Here is a 24,649-nt window from a genome sequence, read left to right on the forward strand (position 1 = left end):
TTCATGCCCTGTCTTGATTCAGCGCACACGACGGCGATCGAGCCGTCGCATGCAAAGGAAAAGTGGCCCGGCTCACGCCGGGCCGTTGGTCCCACGCCGCCCGTTGCCGGGCGGGAGAGAAAGCATGGGGCCAAAACACGAAGCACGATCTCAGAACTTGTACGTCAGGCCCAGGTACGCCATGCGGCCCGCATAACCGTTGGTGTAGAAGCGGTCCTTGGTGTCATTGCCCAGGTGCGCGCGGGTCTCCTCCTCGGTCAGGTTCAGCACCGAAGCGCTGATGGTGAGCGCCGGGGTGATGTTGTAGGCCGCATTGAGGTCGACCTGGTAGTACGGCTCTTCGTAGACATTCAGACCGTTGACCAAGCCCTGCACCACTTCACCGCGGCGGTTGTACGAAGCGCGCAGCAACAGGTCTTGCGTCTCGTAGAACACGGTGAAGTTGGTCTGGTTCTTGGCGCTGCCGGGCATTGAGGTCTTGCCCACTTCGGTACCGTCCTCCAGCGACACGGCCGCCTTGCTGGCGTCGTTGTACGTGTAGTTGAACTGGAAACCGAGGCCGAAATCCAAGGTGTGCTGCGCGTACAGTTCGACGCCTTGCGAGACCGCATCCTGGCCACCGGCCTGGGTGCTGTAGTTCTGCACGGTGACGGTCTGGCCGCCGACGACCATGTTGACGTCGGTGATCACGTTCACGGCGAAGTTCTGGACGTTCTTGCGGAACAGGCCCACACCAGCGACCGAACCCGGCCGGAAGTACCACTCCAGCCCCAGGTCGAACTGGGTGGCCTTGTAGGGTTCGAGCCCCTTATTGCTGCCCGAACCGTACCACCCCAGTTCACCCGCGCCACCGGTCAGACGGCGGTCGTCGACGTATTCCTGGCTGTAGTACTCCAGGCTGCCGGGCGATGCGATGTCGCCGTAGCTGGGGCGCGACATCACCTTCGACGCGGCCGCACGGAGCACCAGGTCATCGGTGAGGTCGTAGGCGAGATTGAAGCTCGGCAGGATGTCGGTGTAGGTGCGGTCCAACGCGGCGATCTCGTAGGACTCTGGGCGCGCCACGCGCTCATGGAGCCTCCAGTAGCCTTCGCTGCCGCAGTACGTGTCGGCGGGCGCGCCGACCGGAGTCGCGGCACCCTGCACGCAGGCCAGCGGGTTGCCGTCCGCGCCGTCGAAGAAGTAGTCGTCGTAGGAGGTGATCTTGTCCGTCGAGTCGGCATGCTGCTTCGTGCGGGCGATGCGTACGCCGACGTTGCCGCGCAGGCGTTCGGTGCGGAAGTTCGCCTGCAGGTAGGTGGAGTAGATCTTCTCGTCGACGTTGTAGACGAAATTCTCTTCCTCCCGCGTCTGCATGGCACCGTAGGTGCTGTTGAGGTAGGCGATATAGCCCGGGAAATTGATCGCTGGGAATGCGCTGGCGCTGATTCCACCCGGCAGATTGCCCAGTTGGGTGATCAGGTTCGGCGCGAACTGGGTGGCGACACTGTTGCAGCGGCCGGCCCAATAGCGATTGTCGTAGTCGCTGGGATCCGTGCCCGGGCACACCCAGTAGCTGTTGCCGGTGCTGCGGTGGATACCGCCGTCACGGCCCTTGATGCCGAACTGGAGCGATTCGAAGACGTCGCCATCGAAGTGCCACGTGCCGTCCACCTGGGCGTACTTCTGCTTGGTGTCGTTGCGGGTCCAGGACGAACCGGTCGAGCCGAGGTCGACCTGCAGGATGCCGTTCTGCAGGTTTTGCATCAGCTCCGGCGAGAACGTCATCGTCGGCGTGCCGGTCAGGTCCCACGCGCTGGCGTAGTTGCCGTTCGTCCAGCTGCCATCCGCATTCTGCAGGCGCGGCTTGATCGGCAGCGAGAATTGCAGCTCGGGACCGCCCTTGGCCCAGGTGCGACCGACCTTGAAGGACAGGTCCAGCTTCTCGCCTTGCCATTCGCCACCGAAATCGGCGGTCTGAGACAGCGACTTCTCGATGTTGTAGCTGCCGGTGATCTGCGGCGTCGGCACAGTGCAGTCGTCCGATCCCCAGCCACCCGGCGCCATACCGGCTGCGGCGGCTTCATCCTCACTGCAGTAGTAGGGCTTGTTGGGATGCAGGCTGTAGTTCGCGCCGGTGACGATGGTGCCGCTGGGGTCCAGGGTGAGTCCGTCGAGCAGGCGACCACCGCGCCAGTTGCCGTCGCCGTAGTAGCGCGCGATGTTCCATTCCGGAATCTTCAGCGTGTTGGTCTGGGAATCCTGCGACAGGTCGAAGCGGAAGTAGTTCGCCGTCAGGGTCAGGTTGTCGGTCGGCTTGAACTGGAACGTCAGCTGGCCACCCTTGCGCTCGCGCTCTTCTTCCTTGACGTTGAAGTTGACCGACGTCGGCATCATGAAGCCGGTGTAATAGTTCCCGTTCTGGTCCCAGAAACCCGTGCCGCCCCACCAGTTCGAGTTGAAGTCGGAAGGCTTGCCGTTGACGTCGACCGCCGTACCGCCTTCATCGCGGCCGTACCACTGCCAGCTCTCGGTGCTGGCGCCCATGGTGCGGGTGGTGCGCTTCTGCTGCGTGTAGCCGACGAAGACGCCGAAGCGGTCTTCCTGGTCGTGCCAGGAATAGGACCCGGAAACCTGACCGTCCGTCTTCTTGGTGGTGTCTGCCCACGTGCCTTCGATGTTGACGAAGCCGGAGTTCGGTTCCAGCTCGAGCGGACGGCGGGTATGCAGGATCACCGTGCCGCCGATGCCGCCTTCGTCGATGCGCGCTTCCGGCGTCTTGAACAGCTCGGCGCTGCCCAGCATGTTCGAAGGCAGCAGGGTGTAGTTGAACGAACGGGTCGGGTCGCCGTTGGACTCGGCGCTCGCGATGTAGTTGCCGTTCAATTCGGTCAGGACGAGTTCCGAAGACAGGCCTCGCACACTGACGTTCTTGCCCTCGCCACCATCGCGGCTGATGAGCACGCCCGGCACGCGCTGCAGCGCATCGGCAACGTTCTTATCGGGGAACTTGCCGACGTCCTCCGCGGTGATCACTTCGACGACGGCGTTGGCGTTGCGCTTCTGTTCCAGGCTCTGTTCGATCGAATAGCGGTAGCCCTTCACCGTCACCGTGTCCAGGTCCGTGGCCTGCGTCGATGCCTGGTCGGAAGCGGCCGGCGCAGCGTCAGCCTGCTGGGCGAACGCGCTGCCGGAAACGGCGGCGGTGGACAACGCGATGGCGATCCCGACGTACAACGTGCTGCGATTGCGTGCGTGTGGCGTGCATTTCATTTCAATCACCCTCTCCCAAGATTGATCGGCTGCTGACGCGATGGATTTGTATCGATCTAAATTTGCGGAAAATAAAAAAGAACCACTGCTGCGAGACACCCCGTGCTCCTAAAACGGCACGCCGCGGCAGCCTCGCCTCCTCCCTGACTCCGGATCGAATTAGATCGGTCTAATTCGACGAATTGCATAATTATCACAGCCCTCCCCGGGATGCATGCTGCCTCGCAGCAACCCTGGGCGACGGGACGACAAGCGGGGCGGGCGGCGATGTCCGGCAGGGGCGCTGGACGCTCCCCGCCGGACCCCGTCCGCTCACTGCATGACCCGCCCGCCTGTCGGCTGCAACAACTCGATCTCCGACCACGCCACTTCACCGCCACCGTCGAACCGCAGGCGGTATTCGGCATAGTCGCCCGGCCGCTCGATCCGGAACGGCCGCAACTGCCGAACCCAGGGAAACGCTTGGTCGCGACGGCGGTCCAGCTCGACCCAGGCGCCATCTGCATTTCGCGCTTCAAGCGCCCAAGACGCGCCCGTGATGGCCGTCTCCGCGCTGGAGAGCGTGTAATGACTAGCGTGCACGGGCGCAGCGAAACGGAAATCGACCTCCGCGCGCGCCGGCAGTACCTGCGACGTCGCGGCATCGTCGTCGACCAACGCCGCCGCCCGTCGCGTCGCGCCTTGCATCGCGACGCGGGCGTTCGATGCCACGTCGACGAGGCCACGCGGCGTATCGCCGACCGCGGTCAGCGACGGCGGCAAGGCATCGACACCGCCGCCCCAGGTGGATGGCGTGTCGCCCATGACGAACTCCAGGGTGGCGCCACCGGCGATGTCCTCATGGCGGATCCAGGCCTTGTTCCAGGGCTGACCGTTGACCTTCAGCGACTGCACGTACACGTTGGCGGCACTGTTGTTGTGCGCAATGACGGTCAGGCTGCGGCCGTGACCCAGGTCGACCCGCACGCGCTCGAAGGCGGGTGAGCCGATGACGTACTCGGGCGCCCCCATCCGCAAGGGATACAACCCGAGCATGCCGAAGAGGTACCACGCCGACATCTCGCCGTTGTCTTCATCGCCGGGATAACCCTGCCCGATCTCGCTGCCCAGGTAGAGCCTGCGCATGATGTCGCGGGTGATGTGCTGCGTTTTCCAGGGCTGTCCCGCCACCACGTACATCCAGGGGATGTGGTGCGATGGTTGATTGCTGTGCGCATACATGCCCATGCGCACATCGCGTGCCTCGGTCATTTCGTGGATGACATCGCCGTAGGCACCGGAGAACTGCTTCTCCGCCGTTTCCGGCGTGGCGAAGAACGCGTCCAGACGCTTCGCCAGCCCGTCCTCGCCCCCGAACAACGAGGCCAGCCCGGCGCCATCATGAGGCACCGTGAAAGCGAAGGTCCATGCGTTGGCTTCGGTGTAATCACCACCCCAGACGCGCGGATCGAACCGGCTGGCGGGCGTGTGCCAGTCGCCTTCCGCCGTCCGGCCGCGGAAGAACCCGGTCGCGGGATCGAACAGATGCGTGTAGTCGGTCGCGCGGGCCTGGAAATACTCGGCTTCTTCCCGATAGCGCCGCTCGCGCGCCGGGTCCTTCTCGTCAGCGGCGAGCGCCAGACCCAGTTGGGCCAAACCGAAGTCGTTGAGCGCACCCTCCAATGTCCACGACAAACCTTCGTGCACGCTGCTGTCGGCGTAGCCGCGATACATCGACCGCACCAGACCCTTCCGCCCCACATTCGAGACCGGAGGCACGACCGTGGCATTGCGCAGCGCGGCCTCGTAGGCTTCGTGCGCGTCGAAGCCACGCACACCCTTCAACCACGCATCGGTGAACGCCACGTCAGAACTGGTACCGACCATCAAGTCCGCATAGCCGGGCGAGGACCACCGGGCGATCCATCCGCCATCCCGATACTGCTGAAGGAATCCGTCGACCATCTCGCCCGCACGCTCGGGTGCGAACAACGCGTAAGCGGGCCAGCTGGTGCGGAACGTGTCCCAGAATCCGTTGTTGACGTAGATCTTGCCCGCACGGACGGTCGCGGAGGTGCGAAGCGCATCGCCGCCGGCGTTCTCCTTGGACCAGCTGTTCTGGTCGGCGTGCCGCCAGTCCGGCCTGTCGGCGGTGCCGATGTTCTCGTGCGCGACATTCGGATACAGGAACAGTCGGTAAAGGTTGGAATAGACCGTCACCCGCTGATCTTCGCTGGCGCCTTCCAGCCGCACCCCGCTGAGAACTACGTCCCACGCCGACTGCGCGCGCGATCGGACGCGCTCGAACGTTTCGCTGCCGATCTCCTGCTCGAGATTGCGACGCGCCTGCTCCACCGAGATCAGCGAGGTCGCGATGCGCATCGTCACCTCGCCATTCCCATTCGGCGAGAACTTCACGTAGCCCGTGGGCCGACCGGTTTCGATCTTTCCGCTGCCCCGCCAGGGTTGGTCGAAGCGTGCGTAGACGAACATCCGCGTCGCGCCGTTGGACAGGCCGCTACGGGTGTCGGTGTAGCCTTGCAGGCTCTGGCTGGACGCATCCAACGTCAAGCCGCCACGCGCATCCACATTGTCGAACAGCAGGTTGGCGTCGCCCTCCTTCGGGAAACGGAAACGGAAGATCGCTGCACGCTCGCTCGGCGCCAGCTCGGCACGGACGCCGTTGTCGAAGTCCACGCGGTAGGTGTACGGGCGAGCGTCCTCGCGGTCGTGCGAGAACGACAATGACCGCTTCTGCCGATCGGCCTCGGGCACGCCGGTCGCCGCCGAAGGCATGACCTGGAACGTCTGCCGATCACCCATCCAGGGGCTCGGCTCGTGGCTGATCGATAGCGCCTGCAATCTTGGCCGGTTGTCGGGTCCGTTCTGCTCGTTCCACCGGTACAGCCAGCTCAACGATCCGGCGTCGGTGACCGGCGTCCAGAAGTTGAAGCCGTGCGGCATCGCTGCCGCAGGGATGTTGTTCCCTCGCGAGAACGTGCTGTTGGACTGCGTGCCGCGCGTCGTGAGCACATAGTCGCTAGGACGCCTATCGCCGGGCTGCCCGCGTTGAGCGATCACGATGTCGTCGATCCAGCCGGCAGCCGCGCTGCGCGACCCAGGCTGGAGTTGCAGCTCGACCGCGCGGATGCGCTTACCTCGCAGCGCCGGTACGTCGCCCACCCGCACCTGCTTGTAGGCCCATTGCTGCGGATAGAGCGTCATGGATGCCGCCTGCCCGGCCGCGGTGACTAGCGCGCCGTGCTGGTCGTGCGCACCGATCGAGGACAGGCGCACGTTGTCATCGAAGACCACGTCCAACGACACACCCGTGGACGCTGCTGCGTCGTCCGCGACAATCTCGGGCAGCACCATCCACGACAACGTCGTGTCCTTTTCCACCGTGATGTCGACGTCGAACAACATCACGCGTCCGGCAGTGTCCGCGTGGTAGTTCAGCGCATGGTCGCCGCTGTAGCCCTTTCCGGCCTTGGCGGCGTAGGGCTGCGCTGGACCGTCGCCGATCGTGATGCGCACCGCCCCCGCCGGCGCACCAGCGGGTGCCGGCTCTCCCGCTTCGAACGAGGTGGCGAAACGCGCATCGCCCGCGAACGCCACGTGCGAGGCCAGCAGCATCGCGATGGCGACCGGAAGGATCCGGCCGCGCACGAGGGTCGACTCAACCACGCGCGCGCAGTACGGCAAGTACGTCATGGCAAGCTCCCATCGTGTGGTAGTCGGTCTTCCCTGCGGGGCTCTTGTCGTCGTCGTATTTGCGGTTGCGCCGGTCGAGAATACGGAACCAGGCACCGTGGACATGGTCGATCATGTGCGTCCAGGCGTAGTCCCACAACCGGTCGTACCACTGCCAGTAGCGTTCCTCGCCGGTGGCGACGGCCAATCTGGCCGCACACGCCAGCGACTCGGCCTGCACCCAGAAATACTTGTCGTCGTCGCAGATGAAGTAGCGGCCATCCGGAAGCGAAGGGCCTTCGATGTCCTTGCGCAACGACTCGGGCGCGAAGCCGTAGACCAGACCGCCGCTTTCCGCATCCCACGAGGCCGCCATCGACCGGTCGAACAATTCCGCGGCCTTCGGCACCAGCCAGTCCGCCGGCGAGCCGACGCGGCGCAGGTGGCCGTCGAGGATCAGCAGCAGTTTGGCCCATTCGGTCTGGTGGCCCGGCTGGAAGCCCCAGGGACGGAAGAGGTGCTTCGGATCGTCGCGGTGGTAGTCGGTGTCCACGCGCCACTGCGCGTCGTAGTGCTCCCAGACCAGGCCGTCGGCCTGGGCCGCCTGGCCACGCGTCATGCGGTCCGCCAATTGCAGGGCGCGTTCCAGATACCTTGCCTCGTGGCTCGCCTCGTACGCGGCAAGCATCGCCTCGCACATGTGCATGTTGGCGTTCTGCCCGCGGTAGTCACTGAACCGCCAATCGCGCGTGGCTTCGTCGCGGTACAGGCCATGTTCTGGTTCCCAGTACCGCGTCTCCAGCAGCGACCAGTGCGCCTCCATCCACGGACGGCAGGCTTCGACCCCGGCCTTCAGGGCGATGGAGTAGGCCAACAGCACGAAGGCCGCACCGTAGCAGTGCTGCGTGGTGTCTTCCGGCTGACCGTCACGCAACGTCCAGAAGTAGCCGCCGCTCACCGGATCCAGGTGGCGTTCGCGCAGGAATACCAAGCCGTGGCGCACGGCGTCCATGTAAGCCTGATGCAGCGCCGGATCTTCGCCTCCGAACTCGATCGCCGCCGTCGCGTAGTTGAAGACGAAGCGCGTGCTGCTGACCAAGTGACGGTGGGACGCGTCGTATACGCGGCCATCGTCCTTGAAGTAGTGGAAGAAACCGCCTGCCGGATCGATGCAGCGCGGGTGATAGAAGGCCATCGTGCGGCGGATGTGGTCGCGCAGGAAGGCTTCACTGCGGAAATCGTCGTGCGCGGGAACGGTCAGACTCATGGGGTAGCGGTGCTCCGGGGAGAGGAAGGTGCGGACAGGACATCCGCCAAGGTGCTGACGTGCAAGGCCTCGCGCAGCGCGTCTGGCGTGGCGCTTGACGATATCCGCAGGGCGATAAGCTCGCCGGGCAGCAGCGTCATCGCGTTGTCGGAGATATCGGCTTCGAGATCGCCGAAGTCGATCCACACCGCGCGCGCCAACGCGTCAGCGGTCAGGTCGAGCGTCGTGCCCTGCCGGTCATGGCGCAGCCGTGCCTGCACAGGGGACGAGGGCCATGCGACGTGCTTTGCTTCGGTGAAGTACACCACGTCACGCGAGGCCGGCTCGCCGGCGACGCTCAGGTCGAAGACCGCCACGGTCCGTGAGGGATCCGCATTGCCGAGCAGCTCCGCATCATCGTAGGCGCCCAGGCGCATGGCCGACAGCGGCGGCACATCGATCGTCTTCCGCTCCTCGCGCAGCACCCGGCCGTGCAGGTCCATCACCCGCATACGCCATTCGCCCTGGCGTGACGTGGTGCGATCCGACACTACGGCGACCGTGGTGCGTCCCTCCTTGCGCAAGGCCGTGACGGCCACCGGTGCGAAGAAGCGTCGCGCATGAAATTGCAGGGCCTTCCAGCGCCCGAACCAGTCGATGCCCGACCACGACGCGCCGGGCCAGACATCGTTGAGCTGCCAGTAGAGCGAGCCCATCGTGTGGGGTCGGCTGGCGCGATGGTGCCGCGCGGCCAATCCGATGCCTTCCGCCTGCATCACCTGGCTCAGGTATACGAAGTCGCCGAAGTCTTTCGGCTCGCCGAACTCCATGCGAATGTAGTGCAGGAGGCGTTCATTGCCCTTGCCTGCCATGAATTTCTGATGCGCCTCCACCGTCGGCGAATCCGTACGCTGGTCTGCGCGATCGATCACGCGATCGATCGTGCGGCGCACCGGCCATGCCTGCAAGCCGTACTCGGACATGAAGCGCGGCGTGACGTCGAGGTAGGCCGACGGCGGACGCGCCGGATTGCCCCAGACTTCCCAGTAATGCATGTCACCGCTGGTGGGTGTGTTCGCCAGCTCCGCCATGTCGTCGCTGGGCGAGCTTGGCCAGTACGCGATTCCACCCCCCTCCTCGGTCACCACACGGCGCAGGTCGCGGTCGAACAATTGCACGTACCCGTCCCAGACCCGGGCTGCGAACGCGGGATCGGCCTCCTTCAGCGTCTTGCCGTGGCCCCAGTACTTCCAGGCGATCTCTTCTTCGTTGTTCCCGCACCACAGCACGAGGCTGGGATGGTTGCGAAGGCGCCTGACCTGATCCTGCGCCTCGGCGACCACGTTGGCCCGGAAAGCGGAGTCGTATGCCGGCTGCATGCCGCCGCCGAACATGAAGTCCTGCCACACCAACACCCCGAGCTCGTCGGCGATGTCGTAGAACGCATCGCTTTCGTAGTAGCCGCCGCCCCAGCTGCGCACCATGTTCATGTTGGCGTCGACGGCGGACTGCAGGACGCGCCTCAGCTGCGCGGGCGTCACCCGCGAGGGGAACATGTCGAATGGGATGGCATTCGCGCCCTTGGCGAAGATCGGGATGTCGTTGACGACAAAGGCGAACTCCTTTCCCCCCGCATCGGGCTTGCGGCTTAGTTCGACGCTGCGCAGGCCGGTGCGCACGCTGCGGTGGTCGGCGACGTCTTCTCCCTGCAGGACCTCGGCTTCGAACGTGTACAGCGGCTGCGCGCCGTAGCCGGCGGGATACCAGCGCTGTGGGCGCTCGATGCGCAGCGTCTGCGGGACGCGGCTGACGCCTGCCGGCAAGGCGATGCGACGTGTTGCGACGATGGCCCTGCGTCCTTCGGGCGTGGTCTGCCATACACGCATCACGTACCCGCCCGGAGTGACGACATCCACCGTCGGAATCACCGTGATCTCGGCGACATCGGCCGTCACGCGATCCTGGCGTATCTGCAGGTCCTGAACGCGCGCGACGTTCCAGCTGGTCAGCTGCACATCTCGCCAGATACCGGCCGTGACGTAGCGCGGCCCCCAATCCCAACCGTAGTGATAGCCGGGCTTGCGCACGAAGTTCGCCGTCAGCACATCTTTGGGTTCGTCCCCGTAAGGCGAAGGGTAATTGCCGGCAATGCGATGCGGCATGTCCTGCACGTGCGGCAGCAGGCGCCCGATCGGCGATCGCAGCACCACGCGCACTTCATTGGGGCCCTCGCGCAACCGCCCCTCCACCGGGATGCGCCACGTGCGGAACGCGTTGTCGGCTTCCAGTACTTTCTCGCCGTTAATGAACACTTCGGCGAATGTGTCCAGGCCATCAAAGGCCAGTTCGCTGCGCGCTGCATCGCGCATCGCGGCCGTCGCCCTGAAGGTGGTGCGATATTCCCAGTCTGCCAGGCCGATCCACTGCAACCCGGCCTCGGGCGCGCCGACGTACGGGTCGGGGATCAGACCGTGCGCGAGCAGATCGGTATGCACGGTGCCCGGCATCGATGCGGCACGCCATACCGTGAGATCGTTCGACGCGGCCTGTGCGGTCGACGGGACTTGCCGGAACTCCCAAGCCTGGCCCAAGCGCTCCCGGTCCACCGCGTGGGCTGCCGCCGTGAGCGCCAACAGTGCGATCACGCAGAGGGCGCGCACCCCTTCCAAGCTGCACAGCGCGCGGAACGCGACGAACATCGTGGCTCGTGTCTGCATGCGGGTTCCTGTGGCGGCGGCCAACATCGGGTGATACCTCGCCTCCTGCAGGCGCATCCAGGATGTGGCCACAGACGGTTTTGGATCGATCCAATTTGCGATAGATTTATCATGCCCTCCAGGATGTTGCATGTTGCTCCGCAGCAGCCAGCAGCGACGCACCGGAAGGATGATCAAACGCACGTTCCGTCGCCCGCGCAATGATCACCGGGCGCCCCTGTGCTAGCTTTCCGGCGAATTCAACCGATCCAAAAGGGTGCGGCAATGAAGCAGCTGGGCGCGATGGCGGCCGTGTGGATGGGGCTCGCGGGGGCATCCGCCCTCGCATCGGACGATGTGCTTGCAGCGCCGGTGGACGTCGGTGAGGCGGCCTATCAGGCGGTTGATCCTTTCATCGGCACCGGGGGCGAGGGCCACACCTACCCCGGCGCCACGGTGCCGTACGGCATGGTGCAGCTTTCGCCGGACACCCGCATCCAGCCCAGAAAGGATGGCTACGGGTGGGCGGCAGGCTATCGCTACGACGACACGACGATCGTTGGCTTCTCGCATACGCACTTCTCCGGCACCGGCCACTCCGATCTGGGCGACTTGCTGCTGATGCCAACGACCGGCGAACTGAAGCTGGATCGCGGCGATCCCGACACGCCCCGCAGCGGATACACGTCGCGCTTCCGTCATGCCACGGAAACCGCGCAGCCCGGCTACTACGCCGTCACCCTCGACGATCACCAGGTGCGTGCCGAACTCACCGCCAGCCTGCGCGTGGGCATGCATCGCTATACCTTTCCGAAAGGCCGACCCGCGCACGTGGTACTGGATCTGCGCACCAGCATGTACGACTACCCCGGGAAGGTGTCCTGGTCGCGGGTGCGCGTGCGGCCGGACGGTACCGTGACCGGCTTCCGCGAAACACGCGGCTGGGCACCCGGTAGGCAGCTCTACTTCGCCGTGCGCTTCTCCCAGCCGATCACCGGCTACCAGCTGCACAACACCGAGCAGGACATCCCCTACAAGGGTTTCCCGCCGCCGGGGGAAAAGGATCCTCGGCAACGCGCGCAGATCGAAGGGCGCCAGCTCGTGGCCGCCTTCGACGTCGCCCCACCCGTCGGCCAGCCCCTGCTGGTGAAAGTGGCCATCTCGCCCGTCAGCGAAGAGGGCGCCATCGCGAACCTCGATGCCGAATCGCCGGGTTGGGACTTCGACGGCATGCGCTCCGCTGCCAAGCAGCAATGGCGCGATGCGCTCGGCGCCATCGAGGCGCGCGGCACGCCCGCCCAACGCACGAGCTTCTACACCGCGCTCTACCACACCCTACTTGGCCCTACGCTTTTCATGGACAGCGACGGGCGCTATCGCGGGCCGGACAATGCCGTACACCAGACGAAGGGATGGACGAACTACTCCACCTTCTCCCTATGGGATACCTATCGCGCGCTGCACCCGCTGACCACGTTGGTACAGCCGGAACAGCGCACCAACGATTTCGTCAATTCCCTGCTCGCCTCGCGCCGCGAAAGCCCTTACGGCGTACTGCCCGTGTGGTCGTTCCATGGCCTGGAGACCTGGTGCATGATCGGGTATCACGCGGTGCCCGTCATTGCCGATGCATACATGAAGGGCATCCGCGGCTACGACGCCGACGAAGCCCTGCAGGCGATGGTGGCCAGCGCCAACCACGGCCCGTACGACGGCATCGCCGCGTATCGCGAACTGGGTTACGTGCCGATCGATGAGGAAGGCGAGGCGGCGAGCAAGACGCTGGAGTACGCCTACGACGACTGGACCATCGCACAGATGGCGCAGGCGATGGGCAAGCGCGATGTCGCGGATGCGTTCAACCGTCGCGCGGACAACTGGAAGAATGCCTTCGATCCTGCCACGGGCTTCATGCGCGCACGCAAGCGGGATGGGGCATTTCGTGAGCCGTTCGACCCGGCCGCCAGCGGCTACGGCACCGACTACACGGAAGGCAACGCTTGGCAGTATTCCTGGTACGTGCCGCAGGACATCGCCGGCATGGCGAAAGCGCACGGCGGCAGCGACAAGCTGCTGGAACGCATCGACGCGGTGTTCGATGCCAAAGTCGATCCCGCGGTGTTCGAACACATGGAAGACATCACCGGCCTGATCGGGTGGTACGCGCACGGCAACGAGCCCAGTCACCACGTCGCCTACCTGTACGCCTACGCAGGCCAGCCCTGGCGCACGCAGGCGCGGCTGAAGCAGATCATGGACACCCAATACGCACCACGACCGGACGGCCTGGCGGGCAATGACGACCTGGGCCAGATGTCGGCGTGGTACGTGTTCACTTCGCTGGGTTTCTATCCGGTCACGCCGGGCAGCAACCAGTACGTGCTGGGCCGTCCGTTCCTGCCCCGCGCCACCCTGCACCTGCCCAACGGCAAGCGTTTCACGGTCGTCGCCGACGGACTGGACGATGCGCATCCTTACGTGGGCGGTATCACGCTCGATGGCAAGCCGCTGGATCGCACGTATCTGGAGCACGCGGAGATCCTTGCCGGCGGCGAACTGCGCTTCACCATGCAAGCGGCCCCCCAGCGGACACGCGTCGGTCAACTGGAATTGCCGTACTCGATGTCGCGATGAGGCAGCGTGGGCTCGCTACGCCAGAGCGCCTGTATCCAGTGCGATGCGCAGCGCACGGACACGCTCGGAGTCGGTCTCAGACCAGTCGGACGCGAGCCCTTGGAGAGCGGGGACCTGGAACCGCATCGCTGACGAACGGGACGTCTTGGCGGAGGCATGGAACTCACGAGCACCGGTAGCGCGGGCAAGTGCGACGACATTGTCGGCCGTAATGCCCGCACCCGGCATCACCACGATCCGTTCTGCGGCTTGACGCACGCGCGCTGCGATGGCGTCGGCACCCTCCACGGCCGTACTGGTCCCGCCTGACGTCAGTACCCGCGTGAACCCCAACTCGATCACCTGCTCCAAGGCCGTCGCAGGATCGCGCACGACATCGAATGCCCGGTGGAATGTCACCGACAACGGCCCTGCCGCAGATATGAACTGGCGGCACAGCGATGGGTCGACGTCTCCATCGGCATCCAACGCGCCCACCACGATGCCGTCGCATCCCAACCGGACGCAGCATTCGATGTCGCGAAGCATCACGTCCGCATCCTGCGACGTGTAGAGGAAATCGCCGGCTCGCGGACGTACGAGCACAAACAACGGAATGCCCAGTTGCTCGCGCGCTGCGGCCAGCGTGCCGTAGGAAGGTGTCGTGCCCCCTGATTCCAGCCCTTCGCACAGCTCCACGCGGTCCGCGCCGGCCCGCTGCGCCGCCAGCGCGGACGAGAGCGAGCCCGCTGCGATCTCGAGCACGCTACGCGCCGTGGTGCTCACGCGCCCTCGCCATAGATCGACTCCGAATCCTGCAGTGCGTCCTGCCTGCCGGCGTCGCAGACCGCATACACGAAGCCCGCGTGCAGCGCGAAAGCACCCACTTCGCCATGCCGATCGATCGCCAGGAAACAGACCTGCAGCGATTTGCTGGCCTCTGGTCGCTTGCGCACCAGCCGCTCGATGGCTTCGCGGCAAGCCTCCATCGGCGTGCGCCCCTGCCGCATCAACTCGACCACCAGGAAGCTCGCCGCGTTACGGATCATCTCCTCGCCCACGCCCGAGGCCGTCGCGGCACCCACCTCGTTGTCTACGTACAGGCCCGCGCCGATGATGGGGCTGTCGCCCACGCGCCCATGCATCTTCCACGCCATGCCGCTGGTCGTACACGCCCCGGCGAGACGGCCATTCCGGTCGATGGCCAGCATGCCCAACGTATCGTGGTTTTCCTTGTTGCCCGGTCTCAAGGTGCGCTCGGCATTGATCTGCGGCGCATAGTTGGCGCGCTCACGCCATGCCCGCCATGCCTGCTCGGCATCCGACGTCAGCAAGCGCTGCCTGTCGAACCCCTGTGCTACAGCGAACTGTTGCGCGCCCTCGCCGACCAGCATCACGTGCGGCGTGTCTTCCATCACCCGCCGGGCGACGCTAATGGGATGCGCGATGTCCTCCAGCGCCGCGACCGCACCGCAGCGGCCATCGCCGTCCATGATGCTGGCATCCAGCGTCAACACGCCGTCCCTGTCGGGATTCCCGCAACGGCCGACCGTCGGGTTGCACAGGTCGGCCTCGGCCCAACGTGCGCCCTGTTCGACCGCATCCAGCGCACTGCCACCTGCCGACAAACGCGCCCACGCCGCCTGATTGGCACCTACGCCGAAGTCCCATGTGGACACCACACGACCGCCCTCGGGCGCGCGGCGATCCGGAGACCCGACGACGCCGCCGCGTGACATCGCCATCGTCGCCGTCGAAAGAGCCATTTGGCCCAGGAACCTTCTCCTGCCTTTCATGCGTACTCCTCGGGAAGATGCCCGGGGCGAGTATCGGGATGCGTCCGCCAGTACATGGCCGCACCCGCCAGCCCCAGTTGCCCATGATCGATGCGCCAGATGGGCGGCGGCAACCGATGCGTCGTGAACCTATCGGCGTAGCGCTGTTGGAAGGGCCCACCATGCAGGAACGAGGCGATGTGCGTCGTTACTCCGCCTGCCAGGTAGACCTCACGCGCGCCCAGCGTCAGCGCCAGGTCTGCGACAAGACTGCCGAGCCAACCGCCAAAAACATCCAGCGTCTCCCGGGCTACCTCGTCACCGGCCAGTGCCGCGTCGACGATGTGTTCCGACCGCTGATGACGAGGCGTCTCACCGCGCATGCAGGTCAGGATGTCGTACAGGTTCATCATCCCGGTGCCCGACAGCACGCGCTCGTTGTCCACGTGGCGCCACCGTGCAGCGAGGTGGCGCAGCACCTCCAGCTCCAGCGGTGTGTTCGCTGCCAGGGAGGCGTGGCCGGACTCGGTCAGGAGCACCTCAGAACCTTGGCGATCGAGGCACATCGCGGCACCGAGACCGGTGCCCGGTCCGAGCACCAGCGCCGGTGCCCGCATGCCATCGTCCCTCTGTCCCGGTAACAGCGGAACAAGCGCGCGTCGCTGGATACCCGGAAGGGCATGCGCGACTGCACCGAAATCATTGATCAGTACCAGCGACGCAAGCCGCGCGGCATTGGCAGTTCGCGCAACAGAGACTTCCCACGGCAGATTGGCATTCACCAAACGGTCGCCGTGCAGGTAGCCAGCGATGGCGACGACGGCATCCCAGTCGGCCCGTCTAGCCGCATCGCCCGCTACCCGACTCAGATAAGCATCCAGGATATGCGCAAGGCTGGCATGTTCCCCACAGCGATAGACCACCACATCCCGTATCGCGTGGCCATCCTCGGTCCATCCCAGCCTCGCATTCGTCCCTCCGACGTCGGCGACAAGGCAGGCCCTGAGGTCGCTTCGCACAGCATCCACCGATGACCCCCTTGAAGGCAGCGTTTGAAGGCACGCCTAGATCATCTCATTTAATCGATCCAAATCGGCGGCTAGTGCCAACACCGGAGATCTCGCCGGGGAAGGCTTCTCTGTTCGGCAAGTGTAGATATCGCGAAAACTATGGTTGATCACATAGCTTTTTTTCGGGATTCTTCAATGATTCCCGGATCAATTCTGGTATTACGCCGGAATAGTGACACCGCATACTCTGAAATAAAGACAGATTTCGCCTCCACGAGCGACGTTCGGTCCAGAGACTACGAAGAAATAACGTCACTAAGCGTGTCGAGAGGCATGAGGCGCGATACGCCACCCCCGGATCGATCTGTCGCGCGCCACTGGAGCGCGACCGGATGATCCACTTTTGGTGCTTTCTGCGCTGACATGCGGCCCGGTCAGTGGCAGCCATTCACGTCTGAGGCCAAGAGGTTCACAAGGACGGGGACCCTCTTTAGTTTGCAATTCGTCCTGTTACCCGTAATGCCCCAAATTTGGGAGCGACATTCGGCTGACCTCTTGCTTTGCCGTCCAGACTTGCTAGATTCGCTCCCGTGGACATCATCTGCCGCCCGCTCCGAATACCTGGCTGATCAGTCGACTGATCAGCCCCTGTAGCTCAATGGTTAGAGCAGCGGTTTTATAACCCGTCAGCGCCAGATAAGCGGCTTATGCCGGTTCGAGTCCGGCCAGGGGCACCAAGTCTGTTATTCCTGTGCCCGCGGTTCGGGGAGAACAGGATTGGCCAAGAAGTACGAGCCAAGCTAACGTCATGACCTACCTCTTCCTAGACACCGAATGGGCGGACCCGACCGGTTCCGAGCTAGTGAGCTTGGCGCTCGTCAGCGAGGACGGAATCCATAGGTTCTACGCCGAGCGTGATCCCCTGCCGGATATGGCAACCGACTTTGTGCGGTCGGTGGTCTATCCCCTGCTGGAGCGGGGTCAGTGGTGCATGCCCGACCAAGCGATGACAACGGGGCTACGAGCCTTCCTGGCAGCCGTTGTCGACCCCATTGTGGTGGCTGACTACCCCAACGACCTGGCACTTCTGCAGTACGTGGTAGCGGGCTTCGATCTCCCAGACGATCAGGCTGCAGCATGTGGACCGATCCCTAAACCCGTGATGACGAGAATGCTCAAGGAAGGTGCCATGGGCATGTTGATTGAGGACTACTTCGCAGGTCACCCCGGTGCTGCGGCTCGGCGCCATCATGCACTCATTGATGCAGAGGCCCTGCGCATGGCCTGGCTGGTCGTTACGGGGCGTGTTTCTACGCCGCCTTGGGCGACGACCATGCTCCGCCATAAGGCCCAGTCTTAGATGATCCGACTCTTCCTCGACACCGAATGGGCCAACGACGCGCTGCGTGAGCTCGTCAGCTTGGCCCTAATCAGTGAGGACGGCGAGCATGTCTTCTACGCGGAGCGAGATCCGCTACCTGGCATGCCCTCCAGCTTCGTACGCGAGAGTGTTTACCCGCTCCTCGACCGCGGGGAAGCGGCGATGAAGGACAGCGCCATGACGCACGCGCTGCGGAGCTTCTTGGAGCCCCTAGGTGATTGCGAGATCTTCGCAGACGCGCTGCTGGACTTCTCGATGCTCAGCCGGGTATGGAACGGAGTTGACCGGACACAACCCGGACCGCCATTCCGTACGAGGCTTGCTCGCGAAGGGAACCTGATGCCGAGGGTTGAGCGCTATTTTGAGCTCAACCCCGATCAGAGAGCGCTTCGGCACCATGCTCTCGTAGACGCTATGGCACTTCGATCGGCTTGGATCGTGGAGTACTACGGCTTTGATGGCGTTGTCGGCAGCGCTACCTCATACGATCCCCACTATGACGAATGGTTACTGACAAAGATTAGGGCGGCGAGAGCTGATCCCCGGCCGTCCATCCCTCACGAGATCGCCATGGCGACGCTCATGAAGCGCCTCGAAGGCATGAGAGCGGGGAAAGACGATAACTAGCCGGTTCGATGTCTGCTAACGGCCAGAAGCGGACCTAAGCGCACTCGGCCGATCGTCTGCTTCAAACTGGCTAGTTCTCGGTGAACGTCACTCTGCTGTTGCGCGGTCCGAGTGCCTCGCTGAGGCCATTGGGATCGTCAACACGTCCGAGCCGTGTATACGAGTACGACGAACGGAATGTCTTGTAGAAGATGACAACCGTACTGGAGCCGTAAAGCATTAGATCGCCGTTTTGTATCGTGCCTGGACGCTCTGCATGGGTTGGCAGCGCTTGCGGCATATCGGCGTGCTTCTCATTGCCGTTGAGCTCTGCCATATCGAGCGTCAAGGGAAGTCTGGCCACGAACGCGCGCGCGGCCGCGGTATCGGCGAAGGTTATTGCGAAACGACGTTCTCCGACGGTCATCCACATGCGGGCTTCCTCTGGGAGAGAAGATGTACGACTTGTATCCTGGGTAACGATAACGGGCGCCTCGAATTGACTGGCCTTGCATCCTCCCATGACCGTCAGGCTGAGCAGCACGCTCAGCCCTCGCAACCATCCGTCTTTCGACGGACGATTATCGGTGAAACCAGCAGTGTTGGAACTCATGGCACGACTCCTCGAGGGATGGACTGTTTAAGTCGATGGATGCACGTGCGATCGTGCGGCCGTCCGTGTCAGAAAGGCGGCAAACAGGAGCACGGCGGCGCTCACCACGAAAGTCGCCTGGTAGCCGGCATGGTCGAACAGCAATCCACCTGCGGTTGAGCCCAGGGCGATGGCCAGTTGGACCACCGCTACCATCAGTCCACCCCCTGCTTCTGCGTCCTTGGGCAACTCCTGCGCAATCCAGCTCCACCAGCCGACGGGCGCGGCGGTGGCCATTAGCCCCCAAAGACCCAGCAGGATCGCGACGCCGGTCACCCATGCACCCAGCGGGATGAGCGCCAGCGCGATCGTGCCCATCAACACCGGGATGGTAACCAGCGTCCGATAAACGCCGTGTTTCAGGAAGGTACCGATGACCGCGGTGCCAATGAAGCCCGCAACGCCAATCACCAGAAGCACGAGTGAAAGTGTCGATACCGTCGCGTGCGTGACCGTTTCGAGGAACGGCCGGACGTAGGTGAACAACGCGAATTGCCCCATGAAGAACGCACCACAGGCCGCCATACCCAGCGCGACCGATCGGCGCTGAAGCAACCGGAACACGTTGACCGACGCGACCACGTTCGCGGCGGGCATGGTGGGCAGGCTGATCCACTGCCAGACCAGCGCCACCAACGCCACGGGCACGAGACAGGAAAACGTGCCGCGCCAGCCGATGATCGAGCCCAGATAGCTTCCCAGGGGCGCCGCGATCACAGTCGCCAGCGCGTTACCGCCATTGAAGATGGCCAAGGCGCGTGGCACCTGCGAGGGCGGCACCAGGCGCATGGCCGTGGCGGCGGACATCGACCAGAATCCGCCGATCACTACGCCCAGCAGTGCACGGCCCACCATGTAGGTGGCGTAATTGGGCGCCCAAGCCACGACGGCACCTGACACCGCCATCAGGCCAGTCAGCGCGAGCAGCAAGGACTTGCGGTTGATATTGCGGGCCACAATGGAGATCGACAGGCTGGTCAGCACCGCGAACGCGCCGGAGATGGCGATGCCGTAGCCCGCGGCCCCCTTGCTGACTGCCAGATCGGCGGCGATCGGCGTGAGCAGGCTGACGGGCATGAACTCCGACGCAATCAATGCGAACACGCACAGCGTCATGGCGAACACACCACCCCACCTCGCGGGTCGTGTCTGCGTCAGATCTTCCATGCCCTCAGCCGGCACGGTGGTTGCAGCGCCCGTCATGCCCTTGACCCCGGTCGTTTGGCATACTGATAAAAGTTGAATGCTGTGGTTTGCATGTCAGTGAGCACCAGTTGCCCGGGTTGCATTGGACAGTGCTTGCCGGGCACGGTATGCGGATTCACTGCCCACGTGATTGGCCAGCACTTCAGCAAGCTGCCGCAGTTGGTCGGCGGTGATACCCACATTCATGCTGATGCGCATGTGCGATTGCAGCTGGGATTCCGCGCCCGGCAGCATGGACAGCATGCTGACCGTGGCGATCTCCCGGCTCTGCCAGTCGAGGTTGTCGCGCTCGAAGATGTCGCCGAACAGGTGTGTCTTGAGGTATTCGTCGATGACCGGTGCGAAGTCGAACAGCGGGCCCTCTGCAGGCTTCGCCAACAGTCTGGTCTGGTTTGCGGCACCCGCCGCTAGGAGTGCATCCCCTTGCGGAATCACCTTGCCGGGTCCGCGTCCGGGCGCATCCTCGATGCCGCGCTGCCTGCGCGCGTCCAGGACGGTCATGAACTCGTCCAGTGCGTTGAGGCTTCTGGGAAAGCCGGCGTAGGCGTAAACCTGCACCAGGACCTCTTTGACATCGCTCACCGTCAGTCCCGCGTCCAGGCCCCGCTCGAGGGCAGCGCCCAGCCCGGCCATCTCTCCCGATGCAGCGAACGCCGCAATGGGGACGATGGCGCGCTGCCGATCCGAGAGCGTGTCGGATGGGGTCTGATCACCGCGCATTTCCGGGTCATTCCGTTTGTCGGGTGCCGCGTGGCAGACCGCTGTCGTGCAGAAGAGCACGCCCGCAAGGAAGCCTGCACTCGCCAGGCGACATACCGCTTCAACGCGCGTTGTACTGGGCATCGCTGACCTTCTCCATCCACTCCACGTTCTTGCCCTCCACCGTGCCTGTAACGGCCAGGTGGCTCATGGCCGTGGCAGGCGCCGCACCGTGCCAATGCTTTACCCCGGGTGGACACACGACCACGTCACCTGGATGCAACTCCTGCACAGCTTTACCCCATTGCTGGGTGAGCCCCCCGCCAGAGACGATCATCAAGCGCTGGCCTGCGGGATGGGTATGCCATGCGGAACGCGCGCCAGGCTCGAACGTCACCATGGCACCCGAGGCATTCAGGTGATCGTCCGCCTGCCAGAGGGGGTCAATCCGTACGTGGCCGGTGAAATAGTCGGCCGGACCAACCTGCGAGGGCTGGCTTCCCACACGCTTGATCTCCTGGGCATCAGTCGACCCCATGGGCTCGACTGCGTCGACCGAGCCGATGGGCAGCATCGCTGCCAGCAACCCGGCTCCAAGCGCAGAAGTATTCATTCAAAGGTTCCTCGGAAGTGATGTCAGCGACCGAACCGCGTTCGCAATGGACGCGCGTTAGCGGAGGTTCTGCTTGAAAAAGGAGGTCAGCTTCTCGAACGGGATCACGTCGGTTCTGTCGTAGAGATCCACGTGCCCTGCACCTTTCACCCAGTAGAGCTCCTTGGGTTGACCTGCCAGGCGATAGGCTTCTTCGCTGAATTCCTTCGAGTGGGCCTGATCGCCGGTGATGAACAACATGGGCCGTGGCGAGATGGTCTCGATGTCGTTGAACGGGTAGAAATTCATGAACTTGATATTGCTGGTGACCGTCGGCTTGGTGGTTCTCTGGTCGGAGGCGCCAGCAGGGGTGAACTCGCCACGCGAGGTGCGATAGAAATCGTAGAACTCGCGCTGGATGGGATGGGTATCCTCGGTCAGCTCCAGGTCCGTGCCGCCCGCTACCGCAACTTCCCCGCCCTCGAACTCGGCATAGCGTTGTTGCGCCGCCGCGGCGATGATCTGCTTGCGCTGATCGAGCGTCAGTGAATGGTTGAGCGCATTGCGGTTGGCGGCACCCATGTCGTACATGCTCACGGTGGCAATGGCCTTCATCCGCGGATCGATCTTGGCTGCACTGATGACGAAGCTGCCACTACCGCAAATGCCTAGCACGCCAATCCGTTCGCGGTCCACGAACGTCTGGGTGCCCAGATAGTCCACGGCTGCGCTGAAAGCTTCCGCATAGAGGTCTGGCGCTACCGCGTTGCGTGGCTGACCCTCGCTCTCGCCCCAGAACGGCAAGTCGATTGCCAAGGTAATGAAACCCTGCTCGGCCAACTTCTGCGCGTACAGGTTGGCGCTTTGCTCCTTCACCGCACCCATCGGGTGACCCACGATGATGGCCGGATACCGGATGCCCGGCTTCCGGTCCTTGGGCAGGAACAGGTTACCGGCGACCTTCATCCGGTATTGATTGTTGAAGGCGACCTTTTCCGCGACCAGCCGGTCACTCGTGTAGAAGTTGTTCGCACCGTTTGACATGTCTTGCCCCGACGCAGTGAATGAGCTGGCCAGCATGGCCAGTGACAGCAATGTCTTCCTCATGTTTGTTCCTCAGTTACGCGGACAACGTGGCGTTGTCGATGACGAAGCGGTACTTGACATCGCCCTTGAGCATCCGCCCATAGGCATCGTTGATTTCATCGGCTCGGATGAGCTCGATATCTGCGACGATTCCGTGCTCGGCACAGAAATCGAGCATCTGCTGGGTTTCCGGAATCCCACCGATGGCCGACCCCGCAATTGATCGCCGCTTCAGGATCAGATTGAAGACGCCGGGCGACGGGTGCGGGCTGGCAGGCGCGCCGACAAGGGTCATCGTCCCATCGCGCTTGAGCAGCAACAGGAACGCATCCAGATCGTGCGGTGCGGCCACCGTGTTGACGATCAGGTCGAAGCTATTGGCGTGCCTGGCCATTTCCTCAGCATTACGGGACACCACCACCTCGTCGGCGCCGAGATCCAGGGCGGCCTGGCGTTTGGAATCGGAGGTGGTGAAGGCCACGACATGGGCACCCATTGCATGGGCCAGCTTCACGCCCATGTGGCCCAAGCCACCAATGCCGACGATTCCCACTTTCTTGCCTGGTCCGGCGTTCCAATGACGCAGAGGCGAGTAAGTCGTGATGCCTGCACAGAGCAGCGGGGCGACTGCGGCCAACTGTTTCTCCGGATGACGCACGTGCAGCACATATCGCTCGTGCACCACGATCTGCTCGGAGTAGCCACCCAACGTGTGACCAGGCGCATCGGTGGAAGGCGAGTTGTAGGTCAGCACCGTGTTGTCGCAGTAGTTCTCCAGTCCGTGCTCGCAGTCCTCGCAGTGCTGGCAGCTGTCCACCAAGCAGCCCACGCCGACCAGGTCGCCGACGGCGAATCCCGAGACGTGTGCACCGACGGCGGACACCCGGCCCACGATCTCGTGGCCCGGCACGCAGGGGAACAGGGTGCCGGCCCATTCAGCGCGGACCTGGTGCAGGTCGGAATGGCAGATGCCGCAGTAGGCGATGTCGATCTGGACATCGTGAGACCCAGGGGAACGGCGGGTGATCTCGATGGGTTCCAGCGGCTTGTCGCCCGCGTGGGCGCCATAGGCGTTGACGGTCATGTCGGCTCCGGACAGAGGGCGTGCCTGGTGGCACGGGTATCGGCGGTCAGTCTGCCGGGCGCGCGTCGCTTTGATTAGATAATAAATACTGATTTACCCTATAAGCGCACCTAATCAATGGCGGTGGCAGACTAGTCCCATGGCCAAGCGCAACCTCAACGATCTTGTCGCCTTCGTGACCGTGGCCCGGGAAGGCAGCTTCACGCGTGCCGCTGCGATCCTGGGGGTCACCCAGTCGGCGCTGAGCCAGGCGATCAAGGCGCTGGAAGCCAGGCTGGAGATCCGGCTTCTGACGCGCACTACACGCAGCGTGTCTCCCACGGCCGCGGGCGAGCGCCTGCTCAAGGCCATCGGCCATCGTTTCGATGAAATCGAAGCCGAACTGGACGCCATCACGGCGCTGCGGGACAAGCCCGCCGGCTCGGTGCGGATCACCTCCGGCGATCAGGTGCTCAAGTCGGTGCTCCTGCCCAAGCTGGTTCCGCTGATGCGGGAGTATCCGGACATCAATATCGAATTCGATGTCTGCTATGGCTTTCGCGACATCGTGGCCGACAGGTTCGATGCAGGTGTTCGTCTTGGCGAGGCCATCGATCAGGACATGATCGCCGTGCCGATCACCCCACCGCTGAGGATGGCCGCCGTTGCGGCGCCCACTTACTTCGCCACTCGCCCGTTGCCCAAGAAGCCGCAGGATCTGGTGAACCACAACTGCATCAACATCCGTCAGTCCACGCGTGGCGGTGTTTACGTCTGGGAATTCGAGAAGAAGGGACGGGAGCTCAACTTCAGGGCAAGTGGTCAGGGCATCTTCAATACCTCGCCGCATATCGTGGAGGCTGCCGTGATGGGGTTGGGTATCGCCTTCCTTCCCGAGGGAGAGTTCGCGCCTTATCTGGATGATGGCAGGTTGGTGCGTGTCCTCGAAGACTGGTGCCCTCCTTTCCCCGGATACCACCTGTACTACCCCAGCCGTCGGCAGCCGTCGCCTGCCTTCACGCTTGTCGTTGATGCCCTTCGTCTCTGACGCGACACGCGAGCACTGACGCCGAAAGCGCTTGTGCATGCGTAAGTGGGCT

17 protein-coding genes and 1 tRNA gene are annotated in these 24,649 nt (G+C 63.9%); 5 read left to right on the forward strand and 13 right to left on the reverse strand.

Features of this window, described 5'->3' with window-relative positions; genetic code table 11:
* Positions 1–150: 150 nt before the first annotated feature.
* From BM365_RS08515 to BM365_RS08530, 4 genes are all read right to left on the reverse strand, one after another.
* On the reverse strand, positions 151–3,252 hold the full coding sequence (locus BM365_RS08515) for a TonB-dependent receptor (protein WP_175502055.1): 3,102 nt from the start codon (positions 3,250–3,252) through the stop codon (positions 151–153).
* A 312-nt stretch (positions 3,253–3,564) separates the two neighbouring features.
* Positions 3,565–6,867, reverse strand: a complete 3,303-nt coding sequence (locus tag BM365_RS08520; protein WP_093489614.1) for a GH92 family glycosyl hydrolase — start codon at positions 6,865–6,867, stop codon at positions 3,565–3,567.
* 43 nt (positions 6,868–6,910) lie between these two features.
* Complete coding sequence (locus BM365_RS08525) at positions 6,911–8,191, reverse strand: AGE family epimerase/isomerase (protein ID WP_093488286.1); 1,281 nt, start codon at positions 8,189–8,191, stop codon at positions 6,911–6,913.
* On the reverse strand, positions 8,188–10,887 hold the full coding sequence (locus BM365_RS08530; protein WP_233210914.1) for a beta-mannosidase: 2,700 nt from the start codon (positions 10,885–10,887) through the stop codon (positions 8,188–8,190). The genes BM365_RS08525 and BM365_RS08530 overlap by 4 nt, the downstream gene beginning before the upstream one ends.
* 264 nt (positions 10,888–11,151) lie before the next feature.
* Between BM365_RS08530 and BM365_RS08535 the strand changes: the two genes are divergently transcribed.
* A complete protein-coding gene (locus BM365_RS08535; protein ID WP_093488290.1) occupies positions 11,152–13,500 on the forward strand; it encodes a GH92 family glycosyl hydrolase in 2,349 nt (782 codons plus the stop codon).
* Between the two features lie 15 nt (positions 13,501–13,515).
* Here BM365_RS08535 and BM365_RS08540 read toward each other — a convergent pair whose 3' ends face one another.
* From BM365_RS08540 to BM365_RS08550, 3 genes are read right to left on the reverse strand one after another with little or no spacing between them, the layout of a single operon-like run.
* Positions 13,516–14,265 carry a copper homeostasis protein CutC gene (locus BM365_RS08540; protein ID WP_093488292.1) on the reverse strand — a complete coding sequence of 250 codons (750 nt, stop codon included), beginning with the start codon at positions 14,263–14,265 and terminating at the stop codon, positions 13,516–13,518.
* Positions 14,262–15,275 carry a glycosylasparaginase gene (locus BM365_RS08545; RefSeq protein ID WP_093488294.1) on the reverse strand — a complete coding sequence of 338 codons (1,014 nt, stop codon included), beginning with the start codon at positions 15,273–15,275 and terminating at the stop codon, positions 14,262–14,264. Before BM365_RS08545 ends, BM365_RS08540 begins: the two co-directional genes overlap by 4 nt.
* Positions 15,272–16,282 carry a glucokinase gene (locus BM365_RS08550; RefSeq protein WP_093488296.1) on the reverse strand — a complete coding sequence of 337 codons (1,011 nt, stop codon included), beginning with the start codon at positions 16,280–16,282 and terminating at the stop codon, positions 15,272–15,274. Before BM365_RS08550 ends, BM365_RS08545 begins: the two co-directional genes overlap by 4 nt.
* A gap of 626 nt (positions 16,283–16,908) precedes the next feature.
* Between BM365_RS08550 and BM365_RS08555 the strand changes: the two genes are divergently transcribed.
* The 3 genes from BM365_RS08555 to BM365_RS08565 all read left to right on the forward strand — a co-directional run bounded on the left by BM365_RS08555 (position 16,909) and on the right by BM365_RS08565 (position 18,272).
* Positions 16,909–17,001: transfer RNA gene (locus BM365_RS08555), tRNA-Ile, on the forward strand.
* A 71-nt stretch (positions 17,002–17,072) separates the two neighbouring features.
* The gene (locus tag BM365_RS08560; protein WP_093488298.1) at positions 17,073–17,624 is read left to right on the forward strand and encodes a 3'-5' exonuclease family protein; all 552 of its coding nucleotides are present in this window, start codon (positions 17,073–17,075) and stop codon (positions 17,622–17,624) included.
* On the forward strand, positions 17,625–18,272 hold the full coding sequence (locus tag BM365_RS08565; RefSeq protein WP_093488300.1) for an antitoxin PaaA2 family protein: 648 nt from the start codon (positions 17,625–17,627) through the stop codon (positions 18,270–18,272).
* Between the two features lie 70 nt (positions 18,273–18,342).
* On the opposite strand, the gene BM365_RS08570 is transcribed toward BM365_RS08565, so the two are convergent.
* The 6 genes from BM365_RS08570 to BM365_RS08595 form a co-directional block, all read right to left on the reverse strand.
* Entirely contained in the window at positions 18,343–18,864 is a 522-nt protein-coding gene (locus BM365_RS08570; RefSeq protein ID WP_233210913.1) for a cyclophilin-like fold protein, read from the reverse strand.
* A gap of 27 nt (positions 18,865–18,891) precedes the next feature.
* Complete coding sequence (locus BM365_RS08575) at positions 18,892–20,070, reverse strand: MFS transporter (RefSeq protein ID WP_233210912.1); 1,179 nt, start codon at positions 20,068–20,070, stop codon at positions 18,892–18,894.
* 93 nt (positions 20,071–20,163) lie between these two features.
* Entirely contained in the window at positions 20,164–20,952 is a 789-nt protein-coding gene (locus BM365_RS08580) for a carboxymuconolactone decarboxylase family protein (protein WP_093488304.1), read from the reverse strand.
* The gene (locus tag BM365_RS08585; RefSeq protein WP_093488306.1) at positions 20,930–21,421 is read right to left on the reverse strand and encodes a (R)-mandelonitrile lyase; all 492 of its coding nucleotides are present in this window, start codon (positions 21,419–21,421) and stop codon (positions 20,930–20,932) included. Before BM365_RS08585 ends, BM365_RS08580 begins: the two co-directional genes overlap by 23 nt.
* Positions 21,422–21,478: 57 nt before the next feature.
* On the reverse strand, positions 21,479–22,507 hold the full coding sequence (locus BM365_RS08590) for an alpha/beta hydrolase (protein WP_093488308.1): 1,029 nt from the start codon (positions 22,505–22,507) through the stop codon (positions 21,479–21,481).
* A gap of 13 nt (positions 22,508–22,520) precedes the next feature.
* Positions 22,521–23,570 carry an NAD(P)-dependent alcohol dehydrogenase gene (locus tag BM365_RS08595; protein ID WP_093488310.1) on the reverse strand — a complete coding sequence of 350 codons (1,050 nt, stop codon included), beginning with the start codon at positions 23,568–23,570 and terminating at the stop codon, positions 22,521–22,523.
* Positions 23,571–23,709: 139 nt separating this feature from the next.
* Between BM365_RS08595 and BM365_RS08600 the strand changes: the two genes are divergently transcribed.
* A complete protein-coding gene (locus tag BM365_RS08600; RefSeq protein WP_093488312.1) occupies positions 23,710–24,597 on the forward strand; it encodes a LysR family transcriptional regulator in 888 nt (295 codons plus the stop codon).
* Positions 24,598–24,649: the final 52 nt, after the last annotated feature.

The sequence above is a fragment of the Pseudoxanthomonas sp. YR558 genome (assembly GCF_900116385.1).
Lineage (GTDB): Bacteria > Pseudomonadota > Gammaproteobacteria > Xanthomonadales > Xanthomonadaceae > Pseudoxanthomonas_A.

What these genes read in the sequence shown, in the direction of transcription:
- BM365_RS08590 (WP_093488308.1), bottom strand. Translation starts at nt 22,507, where the DNA reads ATGAGGAAGACATTGCTGTCACTGGCCATGCTGGCCAGCTCATTCACT.
- BM365_RS08595 (WP_093488310.1), bottom strand. Translation starts at nt 23,570, where the DNA reads ATGACCGTCAACGCCTATGGCGCCCACGCGGGCGACAAGCCGCTGGAA.
- BM365_RS08600 (WP_093488312.1), top strand. Translation starts at nt 23,710, where the DNA reads ATGGCCAAGCGCAACCTCAACGATCTTGTCGCCTTCGTGACCGTGGCC.
- BM365_RS08575 (WP_233210912.1), bottom strand. Translation starts at nt 20,070, where the DNA reads ATGGAAGATCTGACGCAGACACGACCCGCGAGGTGGGGTGGTGTGTTC.
- BM365_RS08570 (WP_233210913.1), bottom strand. Translation starts at nt 18,864, where the DNA reads ATGAGTTCCAACACTGCTGGTTTCACCGATAATCGTCCGTCGAAAGAC.
- BM365_RS08515 (WP_175502055.1), bottom strand. Translation starts at nt 3,252, where the DNA reads ATGAAATGCACGCCACACGCACGCAATCGCAGCACGTTGTACGTCGGG.
- BM365_RS08580 (WP_093488304.1), bottom strand. Translation starts at nt 20,952, where the DNA reads ATGCCCAGTACAACGCGCGTTGAAGCGGTATGTCGCCTGGCGAGTGCA.
- BM365_RS08520 (WP_093489614.1), bottom strand. Translation starts at nt 6,867, where the DNA reads ATGCTGCTGGCCTCGCACGTGGCGTTCGCGGGCGATGCGCGTTTCGCC.
- BM365_RS08535 (WP_093488290.1), top strand. Translation starts at nt 11,152, where the DNA reads ATGAAGCAGCTGGGCGCGATGGCGGCCGTGTGGATGGGGCTCGCGGGG.
- BM365_RS08530 (WP_233210914.1), bottom strand. Translation starts at nt 10,887, where the DNA reads ATGCAGACACGAGCCACGATGTTCGTCGCGTTCCGCGCGCTGTGCAGC.
- BM365_RS08560 (WP_093488298.1), top strand. Translation starts at nt 17,073, where the DNA reads ATGACCTACCTCTTCCTAGACACCGAATGGGCGGACCCGACCGGTTCC.
- BM365_RS08525 (WP_093488286.1), bottom strand. Translation starts at nt 8,191, where the DNA reads ATGAGTCTGACCGTTCCCGCGCACGACGATTTCCGCAGTGAAGCCTTC.
- BM365_RS08565 (WP_093488300.1), top strand. Translation starts at nt 17,625, where the DNA reads ATGATCCGACTCTTCCTCGACACCGAATGGGCCAACGACGCGCTGCGT.
- BM365_RS08545 (WP_093488294.1), bottom strand. Translation starts at nt 15,275, where the DNA reads ATGAAAGGCAGGAGAAGGTTCCTGGGCCAAATGGCTCTTTCGACGGCG.
- BM365_RS08585 (WP_093488306.1), bottom strand. Translation starts at nt 21,421, where the DNA reads ATGAATACTTCTGCGCTTGGAGCCGGGTTGCTGGCAGCGATGCTGCCC.